Below are 14007 nucleotides of genomic sequence, written 5' to 3'. Positions count from 1 at the left end.
GCCCGGCCTCGGGCGGTGCCGGCGGGAGCCGGTCAGGCGGTGCGGCGGATCAGCTCGCGAGCGCCGGGTAGTCGGTGTAGCCCTCCGCGCCCGGCCCGTAGAACGTGGCCGGGTTCGGCTCGTTCGTGGGGGCGCCGGACTCCCAGCGCTCGACGAGGTCGGGGTTCGCGATGACCATGCGGCCCACGGCGACGACGTCGGCGGTGCCGTCCTCGACGAGCTGGATGGCCTCGTCGTACTCGGTCTGGACGCCGAAGCCGCTGTTGATCATGAGCGGGCCGCCGAACGTCTTCCGGAGGCCCTGGACGAGCTCGCCCGCGGGCTCCGCGTGCAGGATGCTCACGTAGGCCATGCCGAGCGGCGCGATGCCGGAGAGCAGCGCCTCGTAGGTGGCGCGCGTCTCGTCCGGGTCCTCCTCGAGGACGTCCTGGATGTTGTGCGACGGCGAGATGCGGATGCCGACGCGGTCGGCGCCGATCTCGCGGGCGACGGCGTGCGACACGTCGATGCCGAGCTTCGCGCGGGCCGCGGGCGATCCGCCGTACGCGTCCGTGCGGACGTTCGAGACGGGCGACAGGAACTCGTGCAGCAGGTAGCCGTTGGCCGAGTGGATCTCGACCCCGTCGAACCCGGCGTCGATCGCGTTGCGCGCGGCGACCGTGAGCTCGTCGACGATGAGCGGGACCTCGTCGGTCGTGGGCTCGCTCGGCACCGGGTACGGCGCCTTGCCCGAGGGCACGTGCACCTCGCCCTGGATCGCGATGGCGCTCGGCGCGAGCAGCGGCAGGCCGCCCGTGATCTCCTCGTGCGAGACGCGCCCGCCGTGCATGAGCTGCATCACCATGCGTCCGCCGGCGGCGTGCACGGCGTCGGTGACCCGGCGCCAGCCGGCGATCTGCTCGTCCGTCACGATGCCGGGCTGTCCCGGGTACGCCTTGCTGCGCTCGCTGGTGAACACGCCCTCGGTGACGATGAGGCCGGTGGACGCGCGCTGGCGGTAGTGCTCGACGATGAGGTCGCCGGGGACGCCCTGCTCGTCGGCGCGCATGCGGGTGAGGGGCGCCATGGCGATGCGGTTGGGGAGCTCGAGGGCGCCGAGGGCGACGGGGGAGAACAGCTTCACGTAGGGATCCTTCGTCTCGCGTGTGGCCGGCGCGCACCGCGACGCGAGCGCGCGACGGGGAGGGCGGGACGGCCAGCGGCCCGGAGGACCGCCCTCGCACAACCCGGGCACCCGGCGCGCCCATTCCTCCGGCCCCGCTTCTCCCAGGGCCTCGTCAGGCTCGCCGCGGCCCGGGCGCGCCGGGGACGGGCGTCGCGCCCGCTCAGTAGGAGGCGGGCACGTCGACGCGGCGGGCCAGCACGACGTCGTCCGCGGCCAGGTCGTGCCAGCCGCGGAGGAGGTGCCGCGAGTCCCAGCCGACGGACGCGTACGGCAGCCAGACGGTGAAGAGCCAGCCGAGCGCGAACGCGTTCTGGACCACACCGCGGAGGAGCGCGCGGCCGAAGCCGAGCGTGCCGGGCTCCGAGAAGCGCTGCACGCGGATCCCGACCATGGCCTTGCCGGGGGTCGAGCCCTTCCAGCCGAGCCACCACGTCGCGATGAGCAGGTAGCTGACCATGCTGATGAGGAAGCCGAGCATGGCGGCGCCGAAGTAGGAGTCGACCATGTCCTCGGCCGCCTGGCCGAACAGCTGCATGTCCGCGATCCGCTGCTGCGCGATCCCCTGGAGCGGGACGATGAACGCGCCCGCGGACAGGCCGCCGACGAGGCCGAAGACCATCTGGTCGAGGATCCGCCCGGCTGCGCGCCGCCCGACGCCGGCGAGCCGCCAGCCCGGGTCGATGTGCTCCGGCAGGGGGCGGAGGGCGTGCGGCACGAGCACCATGCCGTAGCCGGGCGGCGGGACCGCGCCGGGGTGCAGGGGCGCGTAGGGGCCGGCCGGGTACGGGCCGCCGGGATACGCGGCGCCGGGGAAGGATCCGGCCGGGTGCGCGTCATCGGGGCTCGGCTGCCCCTGCCCCGCATCGGGCCGTCGGTCGTCGTGCGCGTCGCTCATCGCGTCTCCCCTGGTCGCTGCGCCCCCGCGGCGCGGATCCAGGTTATCCAGCAGGTGAGGAACGGGAGGCGCGGGGAGGGCCCGGCACCCTCGCGGATGCCGGGCCCTCCCGGTGCTGCTGGTGACGCTCGCGTCAGCCCTCGATCTCCCCGCGGGAGACGGCCTCGGCGTACTTGCGGAGGTCCGGCCCGGGCTCGAAGTCGATGAACCGGCCCTTGAGCTGCTCGAAGAGGCTCTGGTACACGGTCTCCCAGTCCTCCCCCTTCAGCTCCTTGGCCGCGTTCTGCACGGCCTCCTGGAGCACGCGGTCGCTGTCCGTGAGGATCTTGTCGCGCGCCTCCTGGTTCCAGCGGATCTCGTCGGTCTGCATGATCAGGCCTGGACGTCCCCGCGCCAGGCGCCCTCTTCGGTGCCGCGCTTCTCGATGAACTCCTTGAAGTTCTTGAGGTCGCCCTTGATGACGTGGTCGTCGACGCCGATCGCCGCGCCGACCTTCTCCACGAGGCCCTTGGCGGCCCAGTCGAGCTGCACGGTGACGCGCGTCTCGGTGTCGCTCAGCTTGTGGAACGTGACGACGCCCGCGTGGTCCTCGTCGCCGCCGGTCGAGTTCCAGGCGACGCGCTCGTCGGGGTGCTGCTCGGTGATGTTCGCCTCGAAGGTGCGCTCGACGCCGCCGATCTTGACCTTCCACTCGGTGAGCGTGTCGGTGACCTGCGTGATCGACTCGACGTAGCTGAGGAAGTTCGGGAACGACTCGAACTGGGTCCACTGGTTGTAGGCGGTGCTGACGGGGACGTTGACGTCGACGGTCTCGATTACCTGGGGCATTGCTTCTCCTCGTTCGGATTCGGTGCGTGGGATCGGATCGTCGTGCGACCCGAGAGCTCGAGCCGCGGTGAGGACACCGCAGCGGGCACGTGTCCGACGCTACGCCCGGCCCGCGGCGCGTATCCCGCACCCGAGGAATGCACAGGGAACGTTCAACCGCAGGTCACGCCTCGGCGGTTCCCGCGGGTCCGAGCATCCGCTCGACGAACGCGCGCGACCACGCCGCGTAGACGCGCGACGCCTGCGCCGCGTCCGGGTCGCCGATGTCGATGACGCTCTCGGGCGGGAACGGGACGCACAGCGCCTCGTGCCGGGAGGCGACGATCTCCGCGGTCACGCGGTTGAGCAGGCGCGCATGCCGGGCGGCGACCGGACGCCAGGCGACGGGCACGCCCGTGCTCTCGCGGAGCGGCGGGACCTCGGCGACGAGCACGTGGGCGCCCTCCGGCAGCCCGCGGCTCAGGTCGTCGATGGCCGCGCACATGAGGCGGCGCCAGGTGCGCTGCGGCGTGAGGCGGATGCTGTCGCCCACCCCCACCATGACCAGCACGACGTCGACGCCCTCGAGCAGCGCGCGGTCGCGGACGGTGCCCGCGGCGGTGTGGATCGTGAGGTCGGCGAACGGGCGCGTGGCCCACTCGACGCCGCGGCCCGTGCGGCGGGCCAGCTGCCGGGAGAAGTGGCCGGCCATCCCGAGCTCGTGCGACAGCACGCCGAACCCGACGGCCGTGGCCTCGCCGATGACGAGCACGCGGTGCGGCGAGTCGCCGGGGACGACGCCGGACCCCGCGTCGCGGGGGAACACCTCGCTGGACAGACCGGCGCGGAGGGCCAGGTACTGCACGAAGATGGCCGGCCGGGCGACGACGTGCAGGACGCGCCTGATGGCTCCGGTCATGCGCCGCACCCCCCGGTCTCGGACGCGTCCAGCGTACTCCCGGTCAGGCGCCGCGGTTGCGGAGGAACGGCATGGGCGAGGTGGCGACGCCGCCCTGCCGGATCTCGAAGTGGAGGTGGCAGCCGGTGCTGTACCCCGCGTTGCCGACGGCGCCGATCTGCTGGCCCGCCTGCACGGTCTGGCCCGTGCGGACCATCACGCCGTACGAGTACATGTGGCCGTAGACGCTCGTGACGCCGCCGCCGTGGTTGAGCGTGATGGCGTTGCCGAACCCGCTGGATCCGCCCGCGAACTGCACGGTGCCGGAGGCGGTCGCGTAGATGGGCGTGCCGCAGCCCGCGCCGAAGTCGTCGCCCGCGTGCAGGCGCCAGACCTTCGCGATGGGGTGCAGGCGCATGCCGTAGGACTGGTACGAGCCGTAGCTCCGGATCGGCATGGTCCAGCCGGAGGACGAGGGCTGGCCGCCGGAGGCCGGCGGGCGCGGCGCGTTGGCCGGCGGACGGGCGGCGGCGTTCGCGGCGGCCGCGGCGGCAGCGGCCGCGGCGCGGGCCTCGGCCTGGCGGCGGGCCTCGGCGGCCGCCTCCTCCTGGCGCTTCCGCTCGCCGATCGCGAAGCCCTCCTCGACGGAGATGCGCGAGTCGCGGAGCGTGGTGAGCTGCGCCTGGAGCTCGGAGCTGCGGGCCTCCTGCTCGGCGAGCGCCTGGTCCGCGCGGGCCTGCGCGGCGGACGCCTCCTGCAGCTTGGCCTCGGCCTCGGCCGCGAGCCCGGCGAGCGCCTCCTTCGCGACGGTCGCCTGCTTGCCGAGCGACTCGGCGGTGCGGGCCGACGTGACGGCGGCGGTGAAGGCGGTGTCCTGGCGGTCGGCGAGCTTGGTGGCGGTGCCCATGCGGGAGAGGAGGACGTCGGCGTCCTCGCCGCCGCTCGTGAACAGGCGCAGGGAGACGTCGCTGCCGCCGCCGCTGCGCGCGAGCTGCGCGACGAGCTGGCCGACCTGGCGCTTGGCGTCGTCCGCCTCGGTCTGGGCTTTGGCCGCCTTGGACTCGAGGGCCTCGAGCTTCCCGGTGGCCTCGTCGAGCGCGTCGACCGCGGCCGCGTGCTCGTCGGCGCGCTGCAGGGCGAGGGCGGTGGCCGCCTCGACCTCGGCGGACAGGCCGGAGATGAGGGAGGTGATCCGCGTGACCTGGTCGGCGGTGGCCCGCTCGCTCGAGCGCGCGGCCTGCACCTCGGACCACGTCGGGTACTCCTCCGCGGCCTGCGCGGAGGGGACGCCGAGGCCGAGCAGGAGGCCGGACGCGGCGAGCGCGGCGGCGACCCGGAGGCGCGCGACGGAGGCGTTCCGCGGGCGCCCGGGGGCGCAGCGGGAGGTGCGGGCGATGCGGGAGATGGCGGGCCTCGTCGACGTCGGTGGAGCGCGGTCCTCTCGACGGTAACCGAAATGGTCACCGACATCATCATCCACTTTTGTTTCCGCGCGTGAGGAAATCCGCTCGCCGGCCGGGGCCGGTGGCGACCGGACCCTAGGATCGGGCGGCAGGACGACCGGCGTCCGGTCGGGAGCGCGCATGACGGGCAACGAGGCGCGCGGGGGCCGGGCGCAGGCGCGCGGGGCCGGGATCGTCACCGCGGTGGTCGGGTTCGCCGGCACCTCGGCGGTCGTGCTGACCGGGCTCACCGCCGTCGGGGCCTCTCCGTCGCAGGCCGCGTCGGGGCTGCTCGCGCTCTGCATCACGCAGGGGCTCGGCACGGTCCTCCTCGCGCACCGCTTCCGCCGTCCCATCACGCTCTCCTGGTCGACGCCCGGGGCCGCGCTCCTCATCGGATCGGGCGCCGTCGAGGGCGGTTGGGCCGCGGCCGTCGGCGCCTTCGTCGTCTGCGGGATCCTCGTGCTCGCGACCGCGCTCTGGCCGCTGCTCGGGCGGCTCGTGCGGCTGATCCCCGCGAGCGTGGCCGCCGCGATGCTCGCCGGTGTGCTCCTCCCCCTCTGCGTCGCGACCGCGACGGCGGCCGTGCGCGCTCCGCTCGTCGTGCTGCCGGTGATCCTCGCCTGGCTCGCCGCCGCCCGCTGGGCCCCGCGCTGGGCGGCCCCGACCGCGCTCGCCGCCGCGCTCGTGGTCGTCGGCGTCTCGCTCGCCGTCTCGGGGCCCGCGCCGGGGTCGTCGCTCGACCTCGCGCACCTGCTCCCGCGCATCGAGCCGACGGCGCCCGTCTTCACGCTCGCGGCGGCCGTGGCGCTCGGGATCCCCCTCTTCATCGTGACCATGGCGTCCCAGAACCTGCCGGGCGTCGCGGTGCTCGGGTCCTTCGGGTACGAGACGCCGTGGAAGGCCGCGATGGCGACGACCGCGGCGGCGACGCTCGTGAGCGCGCCGTTCGGCGGCCACGCCGTGAACCTGGCGGCCCTGTCGGCCGCGCTCTCGGCGTCGCCCTCCGCGCACCCGGATCCCGCCGAGCGATGGCGCGCGGCGAGCACGGCGGGCTGGACGAACCTCGTGCTGGGCCTCGCGTCCGCGGCTCTCGCGGCCGTGATCGTGGCGGGTCCCGCGGGCGTCGTCGCCGCGGCGGCCGGGCTCGCGCTCGTCCCGTCGCTCGCGGCGAGCCTCGCGTCGGCGGTGCGGGATCCGGGCGCCCACCTGCCCGCGGTCGCGACGTTCGTGGTCGCCGCGTCGGGCATCACCGTCGGCGGCCTGGGCGCGGCGTTCTGCGCGCTCGTGGCGGGCGTGCTCGTGCACCTCGCGCTCCGGACGCGGGCGACCCCGCGTGACAGACTCGATCGACACGAGGAGCGCGACGCCGCATGAGCCACGACACCACCCCCGCATCGCCCGGAGCCGACGCCGACGTCGCCGCGCCGCGCGACACCGAGCTGCAGAGCACGACCTGGACCCTGGTGCTCGCGCTGAGCGCCGAGCAGGTGTCGGGCGACGGCACGAGGTCCGCCCGCCTGGCCGAGGCGCAGGCCGCGTTCGAGCGCCTGCTGCCCGCCGACCACGTCGTCGTCCGCTGGACCCGCGAGGTCGGCCGCATGATGACCGAGGAGGCGCGCCTCTGGACCCGGTGGGAGCTGTTCACGCCCACCGTCGCGACCCCGCTGAAGCTGTGGTCGGAGGGCTTCGTGGGCGAGGGGTGGTTCGCGGAGCGGCTGGAGGACGACCCCTTCGTCCCCGTCGTCATGAAGGCCCCCGAGGGCCAGGCAGGAGCGGGCGCATGAAGGTCCTCGTCACCGGATCCCGCGGCAAGGTCGGCCGCGCCGCCGTGGAGGCGCTCGTCGCCGCCGGGCACGACGTCACGGGCGTCGACCTCGTGCGCCCCGTCTTCGACGCCGGCGTCGTGGTGCCCGGCCGCTACGTGATGGCCGACCTCACCGACCAGGGCGCCGCGTTCGCGGTCGTCGCCGGCATGGACGCGGTCGTCCACGTCGCCGCGATCCCGCAGCCGACCGGCAACCCGGCCCACGTGGTGCTGCAGACGAACCTCATGTCGACGTTCCACCTCATCGAGGCCGCCGTGCGCTTCGGGGTGCCGCGGTTCGTCAACATCTCGAGCGAGAGCATCGTCGGCAACTTCTTCCCCGAGCGGCCGTTCCTTCCGGACTACGCGCCCGTGGACGAGGAGCACCCGCTGCACCCGCAGGATCCGTACGCGCTCTCCAAGGCCTTCGGCGAGCAGCTGATGGACGCGGCCGTGCGCCGCTCCGACATCCGCGTGATCTCGCTCCGCCCGAGCACCGTGCACAACGAGGACAACTACGCGTCGAACCTCGGCAAGCAGGTGCGCGACGCGAGCGTGCTCACGGCGAACCTCTGGAGCTACATCGACGCGGACGACCTGGCCGACGCCATCGTGCTGTCGGTCGCCTCCGACCTGCCCGGCCACGAGGTCTTCTACATCGCGGCCGCCGACAACGCGGGCGGGCACGACTTCGCCGCCGAGCTGCACCGGCACTACGGCGACGCCATCGAGCTGCGGGCGATCGAGCGCGTCGACTCCTCGGGCATCTCCACCGCGAAGGCCCGGCGCCTGCTCGGCTGGGAGCCGAAGCGCAGCTGGCGCGACCACCTCGACGCCGACGGGAACGCGCTGCCCCGCTAGGCGGATCCGCCGGCGGGCGCGGGCCCGGTCGACGCGCGGGACACGAGCGAGGTCGGCACGACCGTGGTGCCGGACGCGCCGCCGTCGAGCCGCTCGATGAGGCGGCGCGCGGCCGCGGCGCCGAGCGCGGCGCGGTCGACCGCGATCGTCGTGAGCGCCGGCGCGAGGAAGCGGCTCGTGCCGAGGTCGTCGTGGCCGACGACGCTCACGTCGACGCCGATCCGGAGCCCGACCGCCTCGGCGGCCTGGTAGACGGCGGTGGCGAGGTAGTCGCTGCTCGTGACGATGGCGGTGGGGCGCGTGGCCGCGGGCTCGGCGAGCGCGCGCGTGAGCGCCCGCACGGCGGCGTCGTGCTGCATGGCCGTCTCGACCACGCGTGGGGCGATGCCGCGCTCGGCGCAGATCCGGTGGAAGGCCGCCACGCGCTCGTCGTCCGCGCTGCGGTCGCGGGGCGCGGCGACGATGGCGATGCGCCGGTGGCCGAGGTCCGCCAGGTGCGCCATGGCCTGCGCCACCGCCGCCTCGCCGTCGACGTGCACGCGGCTCGCGTCGATCCCGGGGGCGTGGCGGGCGCCGTTGATGAGCACGACGGGCTTGCCGGTGGAACCGTCCCAGTCGGCCGCCGCGCTCCCCCCGCCGATGGGCGCGAGCGCCAGCCCGTCGACGCCGCGGGCCGCGAAGGTGGCGACGAGCTCGGCCTCGCGCGCGGGCGAGTAGTCGGCGGATCCGATGACGACGCCGAGCCCGGCCGCCGCGCACGTGGCGTCGAACCCGTCGATGACGTCGAGGAAGAAGGGGTTCCGCATGTTGCGGATGAGGAGGCCGACCGCCCCGGAGCGGCCGGTGCGCAGCGCGACCGCCGAGGTGGACGGCACGTAGCCGAGCCGCGCGGCCGCCTCCTTCACGCGCGCCCGGACGACCTCGCCGACGCCCGAGCGACCGTTGAGCGCGAAGCTCGCCGCGGTCGCCGAGACGCCGGCCTCGCGGGCGACGTCGGTGAGCGAGACCCGGCGGCGCGGGGCGGGGTCGCGGGTCATCCGTCATTCCTATCGTCCGGGGGCCTCCGCGTCGGCCGGGGCCGGGCCCGGGAACGGTTCGACCGCAGGCGTTCAGCCGGCGTTCACGTCGCGGACCGGAGCGGGCCGCTCTCCGACTTTAACGTTTTAGTCATCCCCGACGAAAGGCCCACCCGCATGTCCCTGCTCCGCACCCGCGTCGCCGCCACGGCCCTCGCCGCCGTCGCCGCGCTCACCCTGGCCGGCTGCACGTCGGCCAGCACCGGCACCGGATCCACCGCTGCCGCGGGCTCCGGCGACACCTCGGCCGGCACGCTCATCACCTACAACTCCCCCACCTCCTTCGCCAACTTCGGCGCGCTGCTGACGCAGTTCGGCTCCGCGCAGTCGGTCGCCGCGCCCAGCGACACCAAGAACTCCGGCCAGGCGCTCGCCGCGCTCGTGGCGGAGCAGGCCGCGCCCCAGGCCGACGCCGTGTACCTCGGCATCGCGTTCGGGCCCAAGGCCGTCGAGGCCGGCGTGACCGAGCCCTACGAGCCGGCCGGCTTCGACGCCATCCCCGACGGCCTCAAGGACCCCGACGGCCGCTGGTTCGCCGTGCACACGGGCGCCATCGCGTTCATCTGCAACACCGAGGCGCTCGGCGACCTCCCCTGCCCCACCAGCTGGGCGGATCTGCTGAAGCCCGAGTACACGGGGCTGACCGGGTACCTCGACCCGTCCCAGGCCGCCGTCGGCTACTCGGTCGCCGCCGCCGTCAACCTGGCGATGGGCGGGTCGGTCGACGACTTCGGCCCCGGCATCGACTACCTCAAGCAGCTCAAGGCGAACGGCGCGGTCACGCCCGCGCAGACCGCCACGGCCAAGGTCGTGCAGGGCGAGATCCCGATCCTCATCGACGCCGACTTCAACGGCTACGCGGCGAAGTACAACGACGGCGCCCCGCTCGACGTCGTGATCCCCGCCGAGGGCTCCCTCCAGGTGCCGTACGTCGCCGCGCTCGTGAAGGGCGCACCGCACCCGGAGCTCGCGAAGGAGTGGCTCGACTACCTGCTCTCGGAGGAGGGCCAGTCGACGCTCGCCGGCGGCTACGTGCGGCCGATCTCGGGCGAGGTGCCCGCGGAGATCGCCGACAAGGTGGAGAGCGCGGAGGACTTCGCGCGCGCCGAGGTCGTGGACTACGCCGCCCTCGCGGACGCGCAGGCCGGCTTCGTCACGCGGTACCAGGCGGAGGTCCGCTAGACCGTGCCCACGCGACCCCTCCGGGTCGGCTGGGGCGGCCTCGTCGTCGCCCTCCCCGCCCTCGCGCTCCTCGTCTGGTTCCTGCTGCGGCCCCTCGCGGGTCTCGTGATCGACTCGCTGCACCGCACGGTCCTCGGGGTGCGCGAGGGCGGGCTCACGCTCGACAACTACGCGGCGCTCGTGACCGACGACCGGCTCCGCGCCTCGCTCGTCACCACGGTGCTGCTGTCCGCCGGCGTCACGCTCGTGACGCTCGCGATCTGCACGCCCGCCGCCATCACGCTCGCCCGCTCCGGGCCGCGCACGTCCGCGCTCGTGGACGCCGTGCTCGTCTTCCCCCTCGCGTTCCCGGGCATCGTCATCGGCTTCTTCGTCATCGTGATGCTCGGCCGCAACGGGCTGCTGTCGCAGGCGATCGAGGCGGTCACGGGCGATCCCGGCGGGCGCTGGGCCTACACGGCCGGCGGGCTCGCGGCGGCGTACGTCTACTTCTGCATCCCGCGCGTGATCGGCACGCTGCGCGGCGCCGCGTCGGGGCTCGACCCCGAGCTCACGGCCGTCGCCGCGTCGCTCGGCGCGTTCCCCGCCCGCGTCGCCTGGTCGGTGACCATGCCGCTGCTGCGCGGCCCGCTGCTCGCCGCGGCCGGGGTCTGCATGGCGACCTCGCTCGGGGCGTACGGCACCGCCGCGACGCTGTCCGAGGGGATCCGCGTGCTGCCGCTCGACGTGGCGGACGCCCTCTACAACCAGGGCGACCAGGGCCTCGCGGCCGCGCTCTCCGTGGTGCTCGCGCTGCTCGCGGTGCTGTCGCTCGTGCTGTGCGCGGTCGGTGCGCGGATCGTCGACGGGCGGAGCGGGCGCGTCGGGCGCTCCGGCGGCGCGTCGGATGCGCTGGTCGCATCGGTCGCCTCCGTCGCGCCGGTCGCCGCCGCCGCGCCCGTCGCGGCCGGCCGGGGGATCCGGTGAGCCGCCGCCCCGGGCACCGCGACCGGGTCGGCCCCGCCGCCCTCGCGCTGTGCGTCGCGTTCGTGCTCATCCCCATCCTCGGCACCGTCGTCGTCTCGATCTCGCCCGACGCGTCCCGCGGGCCGCTCGTCGGCGGGATCACCGCCGACTGGTACGCGATGGCGTGGGAGCTGCTGCGCCCGCGCGTCGGCCCGACGCTCGCGGTGACCGCGGTCGTGCTCGTGCTCGCGCTCGTCGTCGTGCTGCCGCTCTGCCACGCGCTCGCCCGCCGGCTGGTGCCGGGCGGGGCGGTCGTGCGGCAGATCACGATGCTCCCGCTCGCGGTGCCGGGCGTCGCGCTCGGCCTCGCGCTCGCGGCGTCGGATCCCGGGCTGCGCTCGAGCGGCGCTCTCCTCGTGGTGGGCCAGCTGCTCATCGCGCTGCCGTTCCTCGTCGCGGGGCTCGTGCCGTCGCTCGCGGCGCCGGAGCTCGTGGAGGCGGAGCGCGTGGCCGCGACCCTCGGCGCGGGGCCTGTGCGGCGGCTGGTCACGATCACGCTGCCGGCGATCCGCCTCCCGCTCGCGGCCGCGCTCCTCATGGCGGCGGCGCTGTCCATCGGCGAGTTCAACCTCAGCTTCTTCGTGGTGCCGCCCGCGAACCAGACCGCGCCGTTCGCGCTCTACTCCGCCTTCACGACCCAGCGGCTCGAGCTCGGCGCCGCGGGATCCCTGCTCTTCGGCGTGGCCCTCGTGCCCGCCGCCGTCGCCGCGGCCCTGCTGGCGCGCAACGCCCTCTCCCGGAAGGAGAACGCATGACCGTCATCGACGCCCCGGCCGCCCCCGCGACCGCCGCGGCCGCACCCGTCCCCGCCCTGCGGTTGGAGGGGATCGGCCACCGCTACGGATCCACCCAGGCCGTCGCCGACGTGAGCCTCGAGGTCGCGCCCGGCCGCGTGCTCGCGCTCGTCGGCCCGAGCGGCTGCGGCAAGTCGACGCTGCTGCGCCTCATCGCGGGCCTCCTCACGCCGTCGAGCGGATCCCTCCACCTCGACGGCGACGACGCCACCCGCCTCCGCGCCGAGCGCCGCCGCATCGGCTACGTGCCGCAGTCGTACGCGCTGTTCCCGCACCTGAGCGTCCGCGACAACGTGGCGTACGGCCTCCGCGCGCAGCGGGTGCCCCGCGCCGAGCGGGACGAGCGGGTGGACCACGCGCTCGAGCTCACGCGCATGACCGCCTACGCCGACCGCTCCCCCGCCCAGCTCTCCGGCGGCCAGCGCCAGCGCGTCGCGCTCGCCCGGGCCCTCGCGATCCGGCCCCGCGTGCTGCTCCTCGACGAGCCGCTCTCCGCACTCGACCCGCAGCTGCGCGACGGCATGCGGCGCGACCTCCGGCGCCTGCTCGCCGAGGCCGACTGCTGCACGATCATCGTCACCCACGACCAGGCCGAGGCGCTCGCGCTGGCCGACGAGGTCGCGGTGATGCGCGACGGGCGGCTCATCCAGCGCGACACCGTCGAGGGCGTGTGGAGCCGGCCCGCGGATCCGTTCGTCGCCGAGTTCGTCGCGGGCGCCGCGGCCCTGCCCGCCCTCGCGGCCGACGGCGAGCTCGTCGTCGCGGAGGGCTGGCGCATGCCGCTCGCGCCCTTCCTCGCCGACGGCGCCGCGCCGGTCGACGGGCCGTGCTTCGCGGTGGTCCGCCCGGTCGGCGGCGCGAGCCTGCACGAGCGGCCGGTCGCCGGATCCCGTCCCGCCGTGGTCGTGGACGTCGAGCCGCGCGGGTCCAGCTGGTCGCTCCGGCTGCGGCTCGTGGGCGACGGATCCAGCGCGGTCGACGGCACCGAGCTCACCGCCTCGACCGCCGCCCCGCACCTGCCGGGCCACGCCGTGCACCTGCGCCTCGATGCGCCGGGCACCACCGTGCACGCCTCCCCCGACCCGGATCCCGATCCCGGTCCCGATCCGGCGGCCCCGGACCCCGGCCCGGACGCCCCGCGCCGCGGCCGCACCCGCACGGGAGGACGACGCGCATGACCTGGACCCTCGACATCCTCGGCGTCGCGGCGACCGCGCCCGTCGCCGGATCCGCCGCCAGCGGCTACCTGCTGCGCGGCCCGCGCGGCTCGGTGCTGGTCGACTGCGGCCCCGGCATCGTGCGCGAGCTCGCGGAGCGGGGCGCCCTCGACGACCTCGTCGCGGTGGTCGTCACGCACCGGCACGCCGACCACGCGCTCGACCTCGGGGCGCTCGCGTTCCGGCTGCAGTTCCCGCGGCCGCGCGAGCGGCGCGTGCCCCTGTACCTGCCCGCCGAGAGCCTCGACTACGTGGAGTCCTTCGACGAGCTGATCGGGATCCCGACCGTGCCGACGCTGCAGGCCCCGCTCGCGCAGGCCTTCGACGTGCGCGGGCTCGACCTCGCGACGCCGACCCCGTTCGAGGTCGCTCCGGGCCTCCGCCTCACCGCCTTCGCCGCCCACCACGCGGTGCCGAGCGCGTCGCTGCGCTTCGAGGACCTCGAGACGGGCGCGACGATCGCCTTCTCGAGCGACACCTCCGACTGCCCCGGACTCCGCGCCGCCGCGCACGAGGCCGACCTGTTCGTCTGCGAGGCGACCTACCTCACGGCCACGCCGCAGGAGCTGGAGGGCCACGGGCACCTCACCGGTGCGGGCGCGGGTGCGGTGGCCGCGGGATCCCGGGTCGACACGCTGCTCGTCAGCCACATCGCGGACCCGGCGCTCGCCCCGCGGATCCTCGCGGACGCCGCGGAGGCCGCCGGCCCCGCCGTCGCGACGCTGCTCGCCCGCCCGGGCGCGCGCTTCCCGCTCGAGCGGCGGGCCCGGGCGGCGGAGCGGGCCGCGGTCGACTGAGCGCGGGGACGGGGAGCCGGGCCAGGCCGCGCGGTCGCCCGTCCCCCGCGTCGGTACGCTC

15 protein-coding genes are annotated in these 14007 nt (G+C 75.3%); 8 read left to right on the top strand and 7 right to left on the bottom strand.

Annotated features, from left to right (window positions below; translation table 11 throughout):
* Positions 1-49 precede the first annotated feature (49 nt).
* The 6 genes from H9X71_RS02870 to H9X71_RS02845 form a co-directional block, all read right to left on the bottom strand.
* Positions 50-1123, bottom strand: a complete 1074-nt coding sequence (locus H9X71_RS02870) for an alkene reductase (RefSeq protein WP_191148236.1) — start codon at positions 1121-1123, stop codon at positions 50-52.
* Positions 1124-1325: 202 nt separating this feature from the next.
* Positions 1326-2060 (bottom strand): RDD family protein, encoded by a 735-nt coding sequence (locus H9X71_RS02865; protein ID WP_191148235.1) that lies wholly within the window; start codon positions 2058-2060, stop codon positions 1326-1328.
* A gap of 133 nt (positions 2061-2193) precedes the next feature.
* Entirely contained in the window at positions 2194-2430 is a 237-nt protein-coding gene (locus H9X71_RS02860) for a hypothetical protein (RefSeq protein ID WP_191148234.1), read from the bottom strand.
* 2 nt (positions 2431-2432) lie between these two features.
* The gene (locus H9X71_RS02855; protein ID WP_094126376.1) at positions 2433-2888 is read right to left on the bottom strand and encodes an SRPBCC family protein; all 456 of its coding nucleotides are present in this window, start codon (positions 2886-2888) and stop codon (positions 2433-2435) included.
* Between the two features lie 163 nt (positions 2889-3051).
* Positions 3052-3786, bottom strand: a complete 735-nt coding sequence (locus H9X71_RS02850; protein WP_191148233.1) for an SGNH/GDSL hydrolase family protein — start codon at positions 3784-3786, stop codon at positions 3052-3054.
* 43 nt (positions 3787-3829) lie between these two features.
* A complete protein-coding gene (locus H9X71_RS02845; RefSeq protein WP_244961736.1) occupies positions 3830-5245 on the bottom strand; it encodes a M23 family metallopeptidase in 1416 nt (471 codons plus the stop codon).
* A gap of 103 nt (positions 5246-5348) precedes the next feature.
* Here H9X71_RS02845 and H9X71_RS02840 point away from each other — a divergent pair, with 103 nt between their 5' ends.
* Genes H9X71_RS02840 through H9X71_RS02830 form a run of 3 tightly spaced genes read left to right on the top strand, consistent with a single transcriptional unit; the run spans position 5349 to position 7875 of the window.
* Complete coding sequence (locus H9X71_RS02840) at positions 5349-6584, top strand: benzoate/H(+) symporter BenE family transporter (RefSeq protein WP_191148232.1); 1236 nt, start codon at positions 5349-5351, stop codon at positions 6582-6584.
* Positions 6581-6994, top strand: coding sequence for a hypothetical protein (locus H9X71_RS02835; protein ID WP_191148231.1), 414 nt, complete (start codon positions 6581-6583; stop codon positions 6992-6994). The genes H9X71_RS02840 and H9X71_RS02835 overlap by 4 nt, the downstream gene beginning before the upstream one ends.
* A complete protein-coding gene (locus H9X71_RS02830) occupies positions 6991-7875 on the top strand; it encodes an NAD-dependent epimerase/dehydratase family protein (RefSeq protein WP_191148230.1) in 885 nt (294 codons plus the stop codon). Before H9X71_RS02835 ends, H9X71_RS02830 begins: the two co-directional genes overlap by 4 nt.
* On the opposite strand, the gene H9X71_RS02825 is transcribed toward H9X71_RS02830, so the two are convergent.
* Positions 7872-8912: a LacI family DNA-binding transcriptional regulator gene (locus H9X71_RS02825; RefSeq protein ID WP_191148229.1), complete on the bottom strand. Its 1041-nt coding sequence runs from the start codon at positions 8910-8912 to the stop codon at positions 7872-7874. The two genes, H9X71_RS02830 and H9X71_RS02825, sit on opposite strands and share 4 nt — an antisense overlap.
* Positions 8913-9068: 156 nt before the next feature.
* On the opposite strand from H9X71_RS02825, the gene H9X71_RS02820 reads away from it, so the two are divergent.
* Genes H9X71_RS02820 through H9X71_RS02800 form a run of 5 tightly spaced genes read left to right on the top strand, consistent with a single transcriptional unit; the run spans position 9069 to position 13946 of the window.
* Positions 9069-10133, top strand: a complete 1065-nt coding sequence (locus H9X71_RS02820) for an extracellular solute-binding protein (protein ID WP_191148228.1) — start codon at positions 9069-9071, stop codon at positions 10131-10133.
* A 3-nt stretch (positions 10134-10136) separates the two neighbouring features.
* Positions 10137-11099 (top strand): ABC transporter permease, encoded by a 963-nt coding sequence (locus H9X71_RS02815; protein WP_191148227.1) that lies wholly within the window; start codon positions 10137-10139, stop codon positions 11097-11099.
* Positions 11096-11893: an ABC transporter permease gene (locus tag H9X71_RS02810; RefSeq protein ID WP_191148226.1), complete on the top strand. Its 798-nt coding sequence runs from the start codon at positions 11096-11098 to the stop codon at positions 11891-11893. Before H9X71_RS02815 ends, H9X71_RS02810 begins: the two co-directional genes overlap by 4 nt.
* Complete coding sequence (locus H9X71_RS02805) at positions 11890-13110, top strand: ABC transporter ATP-binding protein (protein ID WP_191148225.1); 1221 nt, start codon at positions 11890-11892, stop codon at positions 13108-13110. Before H9X71_RS02810 ends, H9X71_RS02805 begins: the two co-directional genes overlap by 4 nt.
* Positions 13107-13946 (top strand): MBL fold metallo-hydrolase, encoded by an 840-nt coding sequence (locus H9X71_RS02800; protein ID WP_191148224.1) that lies wholly within the window; start codon positions 13107-13109, stop codon positions 13944-13946. The genes H9X71_RS02805 and H9X71_RS02800 overlap by 4 nt, the downstream gene beginning before the upstream one ends.
* Positions 13947-14007 lie beyond the last annotated feature (61 nt).

Source organism: Clavibacter zhangzhiyongii, assembly GCF_014775655.1.
Lineage (GTDB): Bacteria > Actinomycetota > Actinomycetes > Actinomycetales > Microbacteriaceae > Clavibacter > Clavibacter zhangzhiyongii.
Note: the sequence above shows the minus strand (reverse complement) of the source record. Positions and strands in the feature narration are given on the sequence as shown.

What these genes read in the sequence shown, in the direction of transcription:
- H9X71_RS02865 (WP_191148235.1), bottom strand. Translation starts at nt 2,060, where the DNA reads ATGAGCGACGCGCACGACGACCGACGGCCCGATGCGGGGCAGGGGCAG.
- H9X71_RS02860 (WP_191148234.1), bottom strand. Translation starts at nt 2,430, where the DNA reads ATGCAGACCGACGAGATCCGCTGGAACCAGGAGGCGCGCGACAAGATC.
- H9X71_RS02855 (WP_094126376.1), bottom strand. Translation starts at nt 2,888, where the DNA reads ATGCCCCAGGTAATCGAGACCGTCGACGTCAACGTCCCCGTCAGCACC.
- H9X71_RS02850 (WP_191148233.1), bottom strand. Translation starts at nt 3,786, where the DNA reads ATGACCGGAGCCATCAGGCGCGTCCTGCACGTCGTCGCCCGGCCGGCC.
- H9X71_RS02840 (WP_191148232.1), top strand. Translation starts at nt 5,349, where the DNA reads ATGACGGGCAACGAGGCGCGCGGGGGCCGGGCGCAGGCGCGCGGGGCC.
- H9X71_RS02835 (WP_191148231.1), top strand. Translation starts at nt 6,581, where the DNA reads ATGAGCCACGACACCACCCCCGCATCGCCCGGAGCCGACGCCGACGTC.
- H9X71_RS02830 (WP_191148230.1), top strand. Translation starts at nt 6,991, where the DNA reads ATGAAGGTCCTCGTCACCGGATCCCGCGGCAAGGTCGGCCGCGCCGCC.
- H9X71_RS02825 (WP_191148229.1), bottom strand. Translation starts at nt 8,912, where the DNA reads ATGACCCGCGACCCCGCCCCGCGCCGCCGGGTCTCGCTCACCGACGTC.
- H9X71_RS02820 (WP_191148228.1), top strand. Translation starts at nt 9,069, where the DNA reads ATGTCCCTGCTCCGCACCCGCGTCGCCGCCACGGCCCTCGCCGCCGTC.
- H9X71_RS02805 (WP_191148225.1), top strand. Translation starts at nt 11,890, where the DNA reads ATGACCGTCATCGACGCCCCGGCCGCCCCCGCGACCGCCGCGGCCGCA.
- H9X71_RS02800 (WP_191148224.1), top strand. Translation starts at nt 13,107, where the DNA reads ATGACCTGGACCCTCGACATCCTCGGCGTCGCGGCGACCGCGCCCGTC.